Raw genomic sequence first — 13,050 nt, 5'->3', positions numbered from 1 at the left:
CGGGGATCTCCCCGGACAGGCTGCGCATTGTGGGCACTTGCAGCCGACCGATAAATCGGCTGTACTGGCAAACACTTGTGCTCTGGAGTCAACAATGCTGAACGTCGACGCGTTGATCGCGTTTTGTGCCGTCATCGATGCCGGTTCTTTCTCGGCCGCCGCCGAGCGCCTGGGGCAGACGCCGTCCGGGGTCAGCCGCACCATCTCGCGGCTGGAAAAACAGCTCGGCGTCAGCCTGATCGTCCGCACCACCCGCCGCCTCGACCTGACCGCAGAGGGGTGCTGGCTGCTGGAGCGCGCCCGCGCCATCCTCGCGGAACTCTCAGAAACCGAGGCCCAACTGGCGAATAGCCGTGCCCAGCCCTCAGGCCTCGTGCGCGTCAACGCGGCGACGCCGGTGCTGGTCCACCTGCTCGCGCCGCTGGTGGCCGGCTTTCTGGACGCCTACCCGCAAGTGCAGCTGGAGCTCAACCACGGCGAAACCTTCGTCGACCTGATCGAGGAACGCGCCGACATGGCGATCCGGCTGGGCACGCTGGCCGACTCGACCCTCAACGCGCGCAGGCTAGGCGAAACCGCCTTGCGGCTGGTCGCCACCCCCGGCTATCTGGCACGGCACGGTACGCCCGCCAGCGCCGACGCGCTCGCCGCGCACCGCCTGCTGGGCTTCACCCAGCCTGCCTCGCTCAACCTGTGGCCGCTCAAGCACGCCGGCGGCGACGGGCTCGCCATCCGGCCGTCGCTGGCCGCCTCCAGCGGGGAGACGCTGTACCGGCTGGCGCTGGAAGGCGCCGGCATCGCCTGCCTGTCCGAATTTCTGGTCGCCGACGCGCTCGCCAGCGGCACCCTGTGCGAAGTGCTGCCGCAGGCCAACCTTGGCTGGCGCCTGCCGGTGTGGGCAGTGTTCTACCGGCAAGGCGCGCTGGCCCCACGGCTCACCGCCCTGGTCGACTATCTGGCAGCGCATCTGCCCGCACGGCTGGGCGCCGGCAAGGGAAGGTAAACGGGGAAAGGCAGGCGCGACGTCCCGGCTAAAGCGCGGGCAAGCGTCAGGACGCGTGCGGCCGACACGGCATTCAGGCATGCCCGGCAAGCAGGCCTGCCAGCCCTCCAGCTGCGATCAACCACAGTGGATGCGCGCGGCAGGACAACGCGACCACAGCGGTCACCAGCGTCAATACCCAGCCAGACAGCCCGTGGTTGCTGGAGCGGGCCAGGATGGCCCCCGACGCGAGCAACAGGCCGACCGTGGCAGGGGTCAGCGCTGCAAGCAGGGCTTTCACGAGCTGTTGCTGCCTGCCGCGGACCAGCGTGCAGGCGCACAGGTAAACGAGCAGTGCCGCTGGCAAAAGCATGGCCAGGGTAGACACCAGCGCACCCGCCAGGCCGGCCACCCGCCAGCCCAGCAAGGTCACCACGATCACGTTGGGCCCGGGCGCCGTCTGCGCGAGGGCAAACAGTTCGGCAAACTCGGCCGCGCCCAGCCACTGCTGCTCGACGACAAAAAAGCGCTGCATGCTTCCCAGGGCCACATTGACGCCGCCGAAAGCCTGCAGGGAAAGACGGCCGAAAAAGACCGCCAGCGTCCATAGCACCTGGGGGTCAGCCATCGCGCCGTCCTGTGTACGCGTGAAGGGCCAGCGCGGCGGGCACCAGCACGGCGAGCACCAGCCAAAGCGACCAGCCCAACACGCCCAGCGCGCTACACGCGGCCATTGCGAGCAGCACGTCGGCCCACCGCCCGGATAAGCCTCTTAACAGGCTCAGCGCGCTGGCAAGCAGCAGGCCCGCACCGACCGACGCCATGCCCGAGAGTGCGGCGTGCACCTGAGGCTGGTGGCCGAAATGCGCATAGGCCGCGCCCAAGGCCAGGACGATCAGGCAAGGCGCAAACAGCAAGCCGCCCAGGGCTGCGGCGGCGCCCCGCCAACCGGCAAACTGCGTGCCGACAATCAGCGCCAGGTTGCAGACGTTGGGGCCGGGCAGCACCTGCGCGATGCCCAGCAACTCCGTGAATGTTTTCTGGTCAAGCCAGCGTAACTGCTCGACCAGTGCGCGTTGGGCCCATGGCAGGCAGCCGCCAAAGCCGGAGAGGCCCACCTTGGCGAACTGCACGAAAAGCATGCCGGCATCCGGTGCGGCCATCCCCTCTTCCCCCTATCCAGAACAATTCAACCAAGAACAGTACGCGCGGGCACCTCAAGACAAACAGGGCGGCGCCTGCTGGCGCCGCCCTGTGCCGACAGCGTGTCCCGGTCAGAACTTGTGGAAAATCCCGAAGCCTACACCGTTGGCCTTGTCCAGATGGTCGGTATCGAAAGACCACTGGCCGGCAGCCAGCTCAAGATTGGTACGTTTGGAGAGATCGTAACGCACTGCCGCCGCGTATTGAAGGTATCCGCTATCACTTATGGTTCCCTGATCTGTCTTCAGGTCCCAACCCTTGGTGACATAGGCCTTCAGCCGCATTTTCTTGCCCAGCTTGTACTCGGAGGCCACCGACATTTCACGGTACTTGGCCGGACCGCCCTTTTTGTAGTCCCAGCCGAGCATTTTTAGAGCGTCCTTGAAGTCGCCATCCTCGTAAAGCGCCGTACTGACACCTTCGCCTTGCTGGTAAGCCACCGTCCAGAAAGCTGCATCACCGTCATAACCGAACTGCACGCGGTGATTGTGCGCGTTCACCGGCAGCGCTGCTTTCTTGTGCCGGTTCTGTCCCTCGAACTTGGTGTACTCGTAGGCCGCCAGATAGGGGCCGTACTGATAGCTGATACCCACGTCGTAGGTATGCTGGGCATTGTCCGGGTGCTTGAGCCCTGCGTCTTCCATCTGCTTGTGGTCGAGTTCGCTGGTGCCGTAGGTCAGTGCGAGTTCCCAGCCATACCAGTTGGGCGAGTAGTAGCTGACAGCATTCTTGACCCGCTCGCCGGTGACCCGTACGAAGTTGTTCTCGAACGCCTTGACCTTGATCGGGTCAATGTCGTCCATCCAGCTTTCCTTGCCAAAGTTGTCCAGGTAGCCCAGCTTGAACACCCCGTAGCCGGCGGTCTCCAGACCGATAAACGACTGGCGCGAAGCCCATGCCCGCTCCTTGGAACCATCTATCTCGATCCGGCTTTCCACCTGCCAGATGGCCGCCAGGCCATTACCCAGATTTTCCTTGCCTCGAAATCCGATCCGGGAGGTGTTGTCGTTGACCCCGTTGATGCGTTGCCCCTGTCCCTTGAGCGCGATTTCCTTGACCGAATCAAACCCCGCGTTGATCCGGCCGTAGATTTCCACCTCTGCCTGTGCAAACGCCGGCAGCATGCAGAACGGTACCACGAGACTCCACTGCTTGGCTTTCATTTGACCCCCTTGAAGAAAGTTAGGAATTAAAGCGGTTGGCTCCGTAGAAGGCGGGTCTTCGAGCCACCAAACTTCTCAAACCCGGGCAACTGCATCTCGCGGACAACCGGTGACAATACGACCTTGCGGTAAAACGCGTCTCCGGCCTCTACAAGCTCAGGGGTTTTGAAGTAATCGACGTCCTCGTAGCCGTACGAGAATTCGCAAAGCATGGGTGCGCCATCGGCCGTACGAGACCAGGCCTCCAGCTTGGCTTCGGCCTCCCCCATTCCCAGCGTGATCTTGCCGACGGTGGCCGAGCGGTAGTACGCCCGGGTCGCTTCAAGCTTGGTGTTGCCAGGCAGCCCGGACTTTTTGAGGTCAGGTACGTAGCGCGCAAACTCACCCAAGGTCATCCCCTCAAACTGCGAAGGTGCCAGCTTGAGGTCGACGCCCTTTTCGACGTTGCTGACCATCACGCCGTCCTGGCCGAGGCTGGGGTTGTCCTCGGCAGAGATTTTCCCCTTGGTGCCCAGCGTGAACAGCGACGTTCCCAGCACGAAGGCTGCATCCTTACCGCTGGTCTTTACCGATACCCGCAGCGGATTTTCAGCAATACCGTCTTCGTAGCGGGTATTCACACGGATAATAAACCCCGCATGCTTCAACGCGTCTGCAGGTGTATCCAGATAGTCTTTCGTGCCTTGCCTGAGTTTTAACTTCTTGACGTCGCCAGCCGGAAAACCGGCTTTCTCCGCCTCGCCCCGGATGACGGCCCATACTTTCTTGAAGTCCTGCGCGGGGTCGGCGCAATATTTTCCGTCCAACTGGAATTTGTACTCTGCCCCGGAAACTTCTCCGTGCGGTTTCCACAACTGGCTATTTGCAGTATGGCGCTGTTGCGCCCCGGCCAACGCGGACGAACTAGCCAGCACGAACACACCAGCCACGGCAAACGGGATGGCAACTATTTTCCTCATGTGTACCCCCTCAACAAAAGATTCACGACCAATATAATGGAATTAAAATTTTTCGGCATTGCAAATAGAAAGACGAGCCATAACAAAAAGAAATACACAAAAACCAAAAAAAAGAGGGGGCCGTAGCCCCCTGCAAATCGCAACTCGCAACCTGAATCAAATCATTACCAAGTCTTGAAGGGCTGCTTCATCAGCATCGAGTTGTAGTAGCGGGTTTCACCCGTCACTTCCTCACCCAGCCATTCGGGCTTGTCGAAGGCTTCGTCTTCGCTGGAGAGTTCGACTTCGGCCACGATCAGCCCCTCGTTGTCGCCGAAGAACTCGTCGACTTCGTAGGTGTGGGCGCCGGCCTGTACCAGGTGACGGATCTTGTCGATCACGCCCGGCTCGCAGATTTTCAGCAGTTCTTCAACTTCGGCAACCGGAATTTCCTTTTCCCACTCGTAGCGGGAGGCGCCCGACGCGCTGCCGATGCCCTTGATCGTGATGAAGCCCTTGTCGCCCTTGATGCGCACGCGCACGGTGCGCTCGGGAACCGAAGACAGGTAGCCTTGGGTAATGCGCTGTTCCTTGAGGACGGAAGCGCGGAAGTCACCTTTTACCAGAAATTTGCGTTCGATTTCGTTAGCCATCTACTTGATTCCTTTGTGAATACTTGCAAAAACAGGCGGGACCATCGCCCCGCCGGGCGGCATCAGTTTGCCAGCGGCTTGTTGATCATGCCGATCACGCGCTTGATCGCCTGCAGGTAGTTGATGTTCTCCACGCCGGACAGGCGCACATCGTCGACCGTCTTCAGGATGTCGGCCACTTCGGTCGATTCGGAGTTGATCGACACCAGCTTGGCGCCGTTGATCAGCACATTGGCCACTTCGCAGATGGTGTTGTTTACCATGTAGCCGAAACGCTGCTTGTGGACGCGAACCGCCTGCAGGTCCGGGTGTGCGTCGATCAGGGCCAGGAACTCGTCCAGCGTCAGTTCATCTTGCGTCAGTTGCGGCATCTCGACCTGGAAGGCCGGGAACACTTCTGCTTCGAGTTGGGCACGCGACATCGGGAATTCGCCTTTCATCAGCGGATTCCACTGCTCAAGCCCATCCACGGTCTGTACATAGGTCTTGATGTCCATCTTGCCGTCGCGGATCTTGGTGTTGTTGACGTCGTTGGTGCGGGACATGATGTAAATCTCGGCCGACTGGCGCTCCCACACTTTTTCCAGCACCGGCTGGGACAGGCGGGCCATCCGCTTGGATGCTTCGCTAAAATCCTGGCCAAAAGTGCGGAATTCAAAACGCGGCTTGGAGATTTCGCCAATAACGAGTGCAGTCTTTTCGGTCATGATAGTTCCTTTTGATTTGGTCTGGATGGGTTTGTTTATTTATTTGTTTTCGCTAATTAGCGAACACTTGATGTCTAAATTAGACATTATTTCTTAAATCAAGGCAAGCCGTTTTGTTAATTTTTTACCGGCAAATAACACTGTAAATACCGAGCAAGGAAAGCCTACGACGCCTTCTCGCCGCCCTTTTAATAAAACGTTTGAGATAAATCGCAAGTCGCCCCTTGCTCATAAATTCTCTCCGTTACGGTTTTTAACCTTGAACTCCACATATAACTTTGAAAATAATGTTTCAAGGTATTTATTGTGTTCGGCATTGAGCGGAGTCGCTTCACGCAGACGCCAATGTTCACTGCGCGCCTCGAGCGCCTGCCGCAGTTGCCAGAGGTGGTTGAATGCCGCCCCGTGCAGCGCCCGGATGTCCTGCAACTGCAGCGCGGACAGCATCGGAAGGGTCTTCTCAGGATGGCTGACTACCATCGGCGTGGCATACGAGAGCGAGACCAGCGTGTTAAGCCCGTCTTCATCCGGCAAGCCTTGCTGCGCCAGATAACGGCCCAGTTTGTCGGCGCGCTCGAAGGTGCGTCCCGCTTGCAGCGCCCCCACCTCGACACCTTGCCGGCGGGCCTCGTGCAACACCTCTTCGCTCAGCTCGTAGCGTTGTGCCTCATGCACAGGCAAGCGCATCACGTTCTGTACGACCAGCAGGCAGGCCAGACAGATCGCCGCGGAGATGAATGGGGTCAGCACCCAACCGCCGGTGATCCTTCCTGCCATGCGCCAGTTGATGCTCTGCCCGCCCTTGAGCAGGCCGATGCCGATCACGGCGCCCACGATGGCTTGCGAGCTGGAAACCGGTACCAGCGGAATCGTCGGCAGGTTGTGGCTGGCGAGAAAGGTCTGCAGGTCTTGCGAGGCGAACAGGAAGAGCACCACGGAGTGCGACATCACCACCACCCAGGCCGCGACCGGCGACAAGGGCATCAGCCCCTGGCCTACGGTCAGCATCACCCGTTTCGAGTAGGTATACACCCCGACCGCGATGGCGACGCCGCCAACCAGGAACAGGGTCTGCACGGGGCTCAGCGTGTAGAGGCCCAGCGACAGCAACGGCAGCTGCACGCTGTTCATGAACACGCCCATCACGTTGGCGATATTGTTGGCGCCCAGGCTGTACGAGCCAAATGCACCGGCGACAATCAGCGCCCAGCGAGCGCCCGCGTCCAGTGTCAGCACATGCGGCTTGACGCGCCTGAGCGTCCAGTCGGTCCCCCGGTACAGGGCAACCGCGACGATGGCCGACAGGATCGGGCAGAGCACCCAGGTCATCAGGATCTTGGAGAGCACACTGGTGTCGATCTGGGTGCCGGAAAACAGGTTCCAGCCGATGATGGCACCGATGATGGCCTGCCCGGTCGACACCGGCAGCCCGTAGTGGGTCATCATCATCACCGCAGCCGCCGCAGCAAGCGCGGCGGCGAAGGCGCCACCCAACTCGCTGATGGCTCCCAGTTGGGACAGGGTATGCGCGGCGCCGGCACCGCTGATGGTGGCGCCAAGGATGACGAAGACCGAGCAGATCAGCGCTGCAGTGCCAAAGCGCACCATGCGGCTGCCGACAGCGGTACCGAACACGTTGGCCGCGTCGTTGGCGCCGAGCGACCAGCCAAGGAACAGGCCGCTTGAAAGGAGGAACAGGGCAATCGGATCCATGGCCGGCCTCACATGCTGCGCTTGAGGGCGAAGATCACCAGTTGGTCGGCGAGATCCTCAGCCCGGTTGGCCACCATGTCGATGCGCTCGATGAAGTAGCGCATATGCAGTTTCCAGGACAGTTCTTCTTCGCTGCTGAAGACCGCACGCTTGAGGTCGGTACACAGCCGGTCGGCCTCGCTCTCGCAAAAAATCACCTTGTGGCAGTGATCGCGCACGGCCGCGGTGTCGCGGAAGAAGGCCCGCGAGGCGAGTACCACGTGTTCAAGACACTTTTGCACGCTTTGCTGCAACGCGATGAAGTCGGGTGCGAACTGTTCCGGAATGGCTGGCTGCTCGACTTCCAGACTGATGGCCAACGCCTTTTGCGCGTTGATCAGCGTGTCGAGTTGCTCGATCATTTTCAGCACGTCGCTACGCAGGTCCGGAATCAGGGTCTTCTCGTAAACGTAGGTTTCGATACCGCGGCGCAGCGCGTCGGCGGCAAGTTCGATCTCGTTCAGCCGCTGCAGGCTCGCGTAAAAGGGCGGGTTGGCCGAAGAAGTACTCATGTACTGGCCGAGCAGGCAGGCAAATACTTCACCCGCGTCGCCGACCAAATCGAAATAGCTGTCCAGGTCATTGCGCAGACGCTGGCTGTCGACCAATAAGGTGTTCTTGATCTTGTCGAAAATCATCATGCTCTCCCCAATTTTTCAAAAAATGACCTGGCCCGCGGATACTTCCCTTCCGACCGCGTTTCCAGTGCCTGGATGCCCTTGTACGTCACGTCCAGGTCGTAACGTTGGTAGCGCACACATTCCCCGCGCTGGTAGCGCAACAGCAGGCCGATCCGGTAACGGGGCCTGACGGCCTTGTGCCGGATGCGCTCGCCCTCAAGGAACCAGATCTCCCGCTCGTCACGCGCCGCGTTGCGTAGCAGCTTCTGCAGGTTGATTACCTGCACGTCCTCGCAAGTGGTCTCGGACAAGGCTGCGGCTGCCTGCGGCGCCACCAGCCGGGTGTAGGCCAGCAAGCTGGAGCCTTGCGGGTGGTAGCGCTTGCGGTAGCGCCGGCTCATCGCCCGCAACTGGCGGTCTGTCGCTTCGATGGGCGAGCCCAGCCAGAACCTTTCATCGATGCTGGCAATCACCCCCCGCGCCGTGCGGCACTCAAGCGAGGTCCGGTAATCAAACAGGCGCCTGCCAAGCCGCCGGATGGTTTCCAGACGGCTGACTTCCTTGACCCGGTCCTTGAGGATGTACCCCACGACCATCGCGGCAAGAAAAGGCGTGGTGAAATTGCCGTACTTCATCTGCGACCAGAACGCGATCAACATCGCGATGGTCATCGCCAGTGCCGCGGCCATGCCGCTAATCGCGTGCTGCACCCAAACACCAGACTCCACGCGTCTGGCCAGCGGTAGCAGCGGGGTCAGGCAGAAATGCTGCAAAGTGGTGAAGTGCTGCAATTCGGCGCCTTTATGTGCACCACTGGGCAAGCCAGGCAGCCCCCGCTCCCGCCGCCAGTCCCGTTCCTGTTGCAACACTTCGACCAGCTGGCTGCTCGCCGCGCCGCTGCTTTGGCGGGCAAAATGCTGCAGGTACAACTGCTGCAACTGCTGGCCCAGATAGTCGTTGACCATCAGGTAGGCCGCCCTGAGCGTAACCGGCTCGATACTCCTGAAACGGGCCAGGGCATGCCGCACCTGCTCGCCCACCTGACACAGCGCAATTTCGTCTGCCGCCCGTCCGAGCGCCTCGTCCAACGCCTTGGAGAATTGCCGCGCCCAGCGGGCGGCCGCCTCGTGGTAGCGTGCCGGCCCGCTCCTTGCCGCTTCGGTCAAGCGGGAAATGCAGGCCGGCTCGGCCAGTTCGGCCAGTGTTTTGCACTCGGGCAGCAGCACAAAACGGTTCTTCAGGTACCGGTAAAACAGCTCCCGTGAAAAATTGGCCGGCTGGATATCTAGTTGCGCCGGCACCAGCATGAAAACGTCCAGTTGGCTGCGGGCGGCAAGCAGCTTTCCCTGCGCCGTAATCCTCAGCTGCATCGCGTCGTGCACGCAGGCCGCCAACTCGACCCTATCCGCCATCAGCGGCCGCCCTCTGCTTGCCGGGCTTTGCGCGCGAGTTCCTGCTGCATTTGCCAGGCGATCACGACGGGAGCCAGCCGGAACAGCCGGTGAGCCCTGACATCGTGCGCGTTGGGGTCGTCAACGATCTCGTAGCGGGTGATCTCGCCGGTTTCAAAATCACTGACTTCCATGTATTCCGTGCAAATCGAAGACATAGCTTCCCCCTTGCTCCGGCCGGCATGGCGGCCGGAGCATCAGACAGGATGTAAATGGGGAGGACTTGCTTAGAAGAAGCCGGGGGTGATGCCCAGCCAGTGCAGCCAGGTGCCGCCAGCGACCAGCATCAGCAACCAGGCAACCACCGACATGGTCGCGCCGTACTTCCAGGCTTCACCCATGGTGTACTTGTTGCAGCCGTACAGCATCGCGTTGGGCTTGGCGTTGAACGGCAGCGTCCAGCACATGTTGATGCACAGCGCGACGGGCAGGGCGAGCGACATCACATCCAGTTGCAGCGTCTCGGCCACCCCGATCACGATCGGCAGGAAGATCAGCGTGCGCATGTTCTTGGACTGGAAGATCCAGTGCGAAGCGATGAACAGGCCGGTCAGCACCGCGTACAGCTCGAAGTAGCCCATGCTGTTCATGCCGAGGGAGTCCATCAGCTGCGTGGTCAGCACGGTCATCAGCTTGGTCTCGTTGAGCCCAGCGCCCAGCGCGTACGCCCCTGCCGAGAACAACATCAGGTGCCACGGGACGTCGACCTTGTTCCAGTCGATCAGCTTGGTCTGCGGCATCAGCATCACCGTTGCGCCCAGCATCGCCACCACGGTGGCGTTGAGCCCGTGCAGCTTGTCGGTCGCCCAGATGGCCAGCACGGCAAAGAAGATCAACGCGGCCTTCACCTCCCCCAACTTGAACTTGCCAAGCTTGTCCAGTTCGCGCTGCAGCGCTTCGCGGCCACCTTCCAGCTTTGGCTCCTTGTCTTCCTTGGTCAGCGGGAAGATGAAACGCACGCCGATCACGTAGGTCAGGATCCCCAGCGCGATGGTGATCGGCAGGCCTGCGGCCAGCCAGTCGATGTAGTAGACGGTCACACCGGCGCCGGCCAGCAGCGCCACGCCCATCAGGTTGGCACCGGAGCCGGTCATGAAGGCGTTGGAGCCCGCGTTGATCATCAGCAGGTTATGCAACACCAGGTTGCGTGCAAAGTTGTTGGTCGTATCCGTACCCGGTGCGCCGTAAACGGCGGACACCACCATGAACAGCGGCATCATCAGCGCTGCCTTGGCGGCCGTCGCGTTGATGAAGGCACTCAGGATGATGTTGATCGCCATGAAGCTCAGGAACAGCGCCCCCGCGTTCTTGCCGAACTTGAGGACAAAAGCCAGCGCCGCGCGTTTGGCCAGGTCGGTACTGACCATCGCCGAAGCCATGATGAAAGCGGAAACGTTCAACCAGATGGTGGGGTCGCCGAGGGTGGCCATTGCAGCCTTGGCTTTGAGGGTCTTGGTGAGGATGAGGCCGCAGATCAGCAGCATCGAGGTGAGGTAGTTGGGGACGGCTTCGGAAATCCACAGGAACAGCGCCGTGGTAAAGAGACCGAACATGACTTGCTGTTTGGCGTCCAGTCCGGGCATCGGCAGCAGATACGCTGTCAGGACAAAAACGATGCCGGCTAGCAACAAGCCCCACTGCTGGAAAAACACCCCGACTTGGGTCGGCGCCCGCTTGGGCAACTTGGACAAGGAATACTGGCTCATGTCCAGCGGATCGAACCCGCCATCCGCCCTCGTATCGGGCTTGCGTGCTTCTGGCTGTCGCCCGCCCATGCCGGCAACGCCTGGCAATGTCGTGCTTCCCATAACTACCCCCTTTGAAATGGCATTTCAGGATGCTTGCGGTTGCCGGTCGAGCCGGCAATCCGAATGCCGACAGTATTCCAGATTGCGCCTGCTCTCTCGATAGTGTTTAATTATGCCAAACATAACTTTATGTAATGCCAAGTCGTGCATACATTCTATTTATGGAATACACACCTGAAGCCTTGACCGGAAATGCTTTATGGATTTGAAACGTTTGCGTTATTTCTGCACGATTGTCGAACAGGGGCAGATCAGCCGTGCCGCAGAAGTGCTGTGCATCACCCAGCCGGCACTCAGCCAGCGCCTGCATGAACTGGAAGAAGAACTGGGGGTGCCGCTGATCCTGCGCAAAGGCAGGCAGTGGAAGGTGACCGAGGCGGGCAAACTGCTCTATCAGCGCGCCCGCCGCATCCTGATGCTGGTCGAGGAGACCTCTTCGGATGTGCAGGAACTGACCGAAGGCAGCAATACCCGCATCGCCATCGGCATCTCGACCATGTGTCTGAGCGCACTGCTGGATGTTCTGCCGCTACTCTACGAAGTCATGCCCGGCATCAAGTTCAGGCTCATCCACGGCAACTTCACCAACCTGGAAGCGCTGGTCAACAAGCACCAGATCGACTTCGCGATTACCCAGCCGCCGCATGACGCCAGCGCGTACCAGGTGTATCCGCTACCGCCCAGGGCATTTTGCGTGCTGGTGGCCGGACGCTATCGGAGCGAGCTGACGGGTAGTTCCATACATCTGTCCGAGTTGGCTTCCACGCCGCTGGTGGTCACCCGCAGGACCTTCGGCGCCGAGATCGACGACTTCCTGCTGGACAGCATACGCAAGGTCATTCCCCGCCCCAACATCCTGATCGACTGCCACGATATCCGTACGCTGATGGACGTGATCGATACCGGGATCGACGCCGTTGCCGTGGTACCGGAATCCGAACTCGCACGCCGGACGCTGCACCGCAGTGAAGCCAGAAAACTCGTCGGACTGCCCGACTCCTTCAATGCGGCGATCATCCATCAGCAAGACCACTTCCTGTCTTCTGCGGCCCGCTTCGTGATCCAGAAGATCATCGAGCATGCAGCCAGCCAGAACGCCCCGACGGCGGATGATGGCAACCGCCAGGCAAGCGCCCTCCCCCAACCCGACGCTTCAATCGCCTGACCGTGGCCTGCCGCACGAAAAAGTAGTGCCCCTGAAGACGGTGATGCGCGCTCGGACATCGGCCGCCATTCGCCCCTCGAAAGGGCTGGTGGGTCGAGAGAGCCCGGCTGGAGAAGGATAGCCTCAAGCGGGCCAGGGCTCCGTCGGGTAATGCTGACCTTACCGATCTTCCTGTTAAGGGAGATGCGTATGGCGAAGCTGCGGTGAGACAGGGAATGGCATTTTGCTGCATGCGGCGGCGAGTGCAGCAAGGATGCAGCAAGAAAGGACGGCAGAAAGCAAAAAGCCCAGCGTGTGCTGGGCTTTTTGCTGTTTTTGGCTCCCCGAGCAGGGCTCGAACCTGCGACCTGCGGATTAACAGTCCTTCCCAGGTGCCTTATTTGGCGGGAAAGAACCGCTGAAAGCCCATAGAAATCAGGCATTTAACCTACTGCCGATTCCCGCGATTTACCGCTGTTTACCGCACTGAGTGCAGCAAAATTGCAGCAACGCTGACGTCATTATGGTCGCGCCTTAGCGCATACGCAATGCTGCACAAAATAAGGTTGAATCGCCCCGGCTTCTCTAGACACTCTTGAGCCGTTGGAAATATTGCTTCTCAAACTCTA

At 60.5% G+C, this 13,050-nt stretch carries 13 protein-coding genes; 2 read left to right on the top strand and 11 right to left on the bottom strand.

The window, feature by feature from the left end:
* Positions 1-94 precede the first annotated feature (94 nt).
* Positions 95-1,003 carry a LysR family transcriptional regulator gene (locus E5K04_RS10540; protein ID WP_136553806.1) on the top strand — a complete coding sequence of 303 codons (909 nt, stop codon included), beginning with the start codon at positions 95-97 and terminating at the stop codon, positions 1,001-1,003.
* A 73-nt stretch (positions 1,004-1,076) separates the two neighbouring features.
* On the opposite strand, the gene E5K04_RS10535 is transcribed toward E5K04_RS10540, so the two are convergent.
* The 11 genes from E5K04_RS10535 to E5K04_RS10490 all read right to left on the bottom strand — a co-directional run bounded on the left by E5K04_RS10535 (position 1,077) and on the right by E5K04_RS10490 (position 11,175).
* On the bottom strand, positions 1,077-1,610 hold the full coding sequence (locus tag E5K04_RS10535; protein WP_136553804.1) for a chromate transporter: 534 nt from the start codon (positions 1,608-1,610) through the stop codon (positions 1,077-1,079).
* Positions 1,603-2,124, bottom strand: a complete 522-nt coding sequence (locus E5K04_RS10530; RefSeq protein WP_205700344.1) for a chromate transporter — start codon at positions 2,122-2,124, stop codon at positions 1,603-1,605. Before E5K04_RS10530 ends, E5K04_RS10535 begins: the two co-directional genes overlap by 8 nt.
* Before the next feature lie 132 nt (positions 2,125-2,256).
* A complete protein-coding gene (locus tag E5K04_RS10525) occupies positions 2,257-3,348 on the bottom strand; it encodes a porin (protein ID WP_136553800.1) in 1,092 nt (363 codons plus the stop codon).
* A gap of 26 nt (positions 3,349-3,374) precedes the next feature.
* A complete protein-coding gene (locus E5K04_RS10520) occupies positions 3,375-4,307 on the bottom strand; it encodes a hypothetical protein (RefSeq protein ID WP_136553798.1) in 933 nt (310 codons plus the stop codon).
* A gap of 164 nt (positions 4,308-4,471) precedes the next feature.
* Positions 4,472-4,939 (bottom strand): CYTH domain-containing protein, encoded by a 468-nt coding sequence (locus tag E5K04_RS10515; protein WP_136553795.1) that lies wholly within the window; start codon positions 4,937-4,939, stop codon positions 4,472-4,474.
* A 62-nt stretch (positions 4,940-5,001) separates the two neighbouring features.
* Positions 5,002-5,646, bottom strand: coding sequence for a hypothetical protein (locus E5K04_RS10510; RefSeq protein WP_136553793.1), 645 nt, complete (start codon positions 5,644-5,646; stop codon positions 5,002-5,004).
* 228 nt (positions 5,647-5,874) lie between these two features.
* Positions 5,875-7,359, bottom strand: coding sequence for an inorganic phosphate transporter (locus tag E5K04_RS10505; protein ID WP_136553791.1), 1,485 nt, complete (start codon positions 7,357-7,359; stop codon positions 5,875-5,877).
* 8 nt (positions 7,360-7,367) lie between these two features.
* On the bottom strand, positions 7,368-8,039 hold the full coding sequence (locus E5K04_RS10500) for a DUF47 domain-containing protein (protein WP_136553789.1): 672 nt from the start codon (positions 8,037-8,039) through the stop codon (positions 7,368-7,370).
* On the bottom strand, positions 8,036-9,430 hold the full coding sequence (locus tag E5K04_RS10495) for a hypothetical protein (protein WP_136553787.1): 1,395 nt from the start codon (positions 9,428-9,430) through the stop codon (positions 8,036-8,038). Before E5K04_RS10495 ends, E5K04_RS10500 begins: the two co-directional genes overlap by 4 nt.
* The gene (locus tag E5K04_RS16655; protein WP_168929208.1) at positions 9,430-9,603 is read right to left on the bottom strand and encodes a hypothetical protein; all 174 of its coding nucleotides are present in this window, start codon (positions 9,601-9,603) and stop codon (positions 9,430-9,432) included. Before E5K04_RS16655 ends, E5K04_RS10495 begins: the two co-directional genes overlap by 1 nt.
* Positions 9,604-9,696: 93 nt before the next feature.
* Entirely contained in the window at positions 9,697-11,175 is a 1,479-nt protein-coding gene (locus E5K04_RS10490; protein WP_205700343.1) for an SLC13 family permease, read from the bottom strand.
* A gap of 301 nt (positions 11,176-11,476) precedes the next feature.
* Between E5K04_RS10490 and E5K04_RS10485 the strand changes: the two genes are divergently transcribed.
* Positions 11,477-12,442 carry a LysR family transcriptional regulator gene (locus E5K04_RS10485; RefSeq protein WP_136553785.1) on the top strand — a complete coding sequence of 322 codons (966 nt, stop codon included), beginning with the start codon at positions 11,477-11,479 and terminating at the stop codon, positions 12,440-12,442.
* Positions 12,443-13,050 lie beyond the last annotated feature (608 nt).

This window comes from Crenobacter intestini (assembly GCF_004919095.1).
GTDB lineage: Bacteria > Pseudomonadota > Gammaproteobacteria > Burkholderiales > Chromobacteriaceae > Craterilacuibacter > Craterilacuibacter intestini.
The sequence above is the reverse complement of the archived record's forward strand: the minus strand, read 5'-3'. Positions and strand labels throughout refer to the sequence as shown.

Bases quoted from the DNA above. Each gene is read 5' to 3' on its own strand.
- E5K04_RS10540 (WP_136553806.1), top strand. From the start codon at position 95: ATGCTGAACGTCGACGCGTTGATCGCGTTTTGTGCCGTCATCGATGCC.
- E5K04_RS10535 (WP_136553804.1), bottom strand. From the start codon at position 1,610: ATGGCTGACCCCCAGGTGCTATGGACGCTGGCGGTCTTTTTCGGCCGT.
- E5K04_RS10530 (WP_205700344.1), bottom strand. From the start codon at position 2,124: ATGCTTTTCGTGCAGTTCGCCAAGGTGGGCCTCTCCGGCTTTGGCGGC.
- E5K04_RS10525 (WP_136553800.1), bottom strand. From the start codon at position 3,348: ATGAAAGCCAAGCAGTGGAGTCTCGTGGTACCGTTCTGCATGCTGCCG.
- E5K04_RS10520 (WP_136553798.1), bottom strand. From the start codon at position 4,307: ATGAGGAAAATAGTTGCCATCCCGTTTGCCGTGGCTGGTGTGTTCGTG.
- E5K04_RS10515 (WP_136553795.1), bottom strand. From the start codon at position 4,939: ATGGCTAACGAAATCGAACGCAAATTTCTGGTAAAAGGTGACTTCCGC.
- E5K04_RS10510 (WP_136553793.1), bottom strand. From the start codon at position 5,646: ATGACCGAAAAGACTGCACTCGTTATTGGCGAAATCTCCAAGCCGCGT.
- E5K04_RS10505 (WP_136553791.1), bottom strand. From the start codon at position 7,359: ATGGATCCGATTGCCCTGTTCCTCCTTTCAAGCGGCCTGTTCCTTGGC.
- E5K04_RS10500 (WP_136553789.1), bottom strand. From the start codon at position 8,039: ATGATGATTTTCGACAAGATCAAGAACACCTTATTGGTCGACAGCCAG.
- E5K04_RS10495 (WP_136553787.1), bottom strand. From the start codon at position 9,430: ATGGCGGATAGGGTCGAGTTGGCGGCCTGCGTGCACGACGCGATGCAG.
- E5K04_RS16655 (WP_168929208.1), bottom strand. From the start codon at position 9,603: ATGGAAGTCAGTGATTTTGAAACCGGCGAGATCACCCGCTACGAGATC.
- E5K04_RS10490 (WP_205700343.1), bottom strand. From the start codon at position 11,175: ATGAGCCAGTATTCCTTGTCCAAGTTGCCCAAGCGGGCGCCGACCCAA.
- E5K04_RS10485 (WP_136553785.1), top strand. From the start codon at position 11,477: ATGGATTTGAAACGTTTGCGTTATTTCTGCACGATTGTCGAACAGGGG.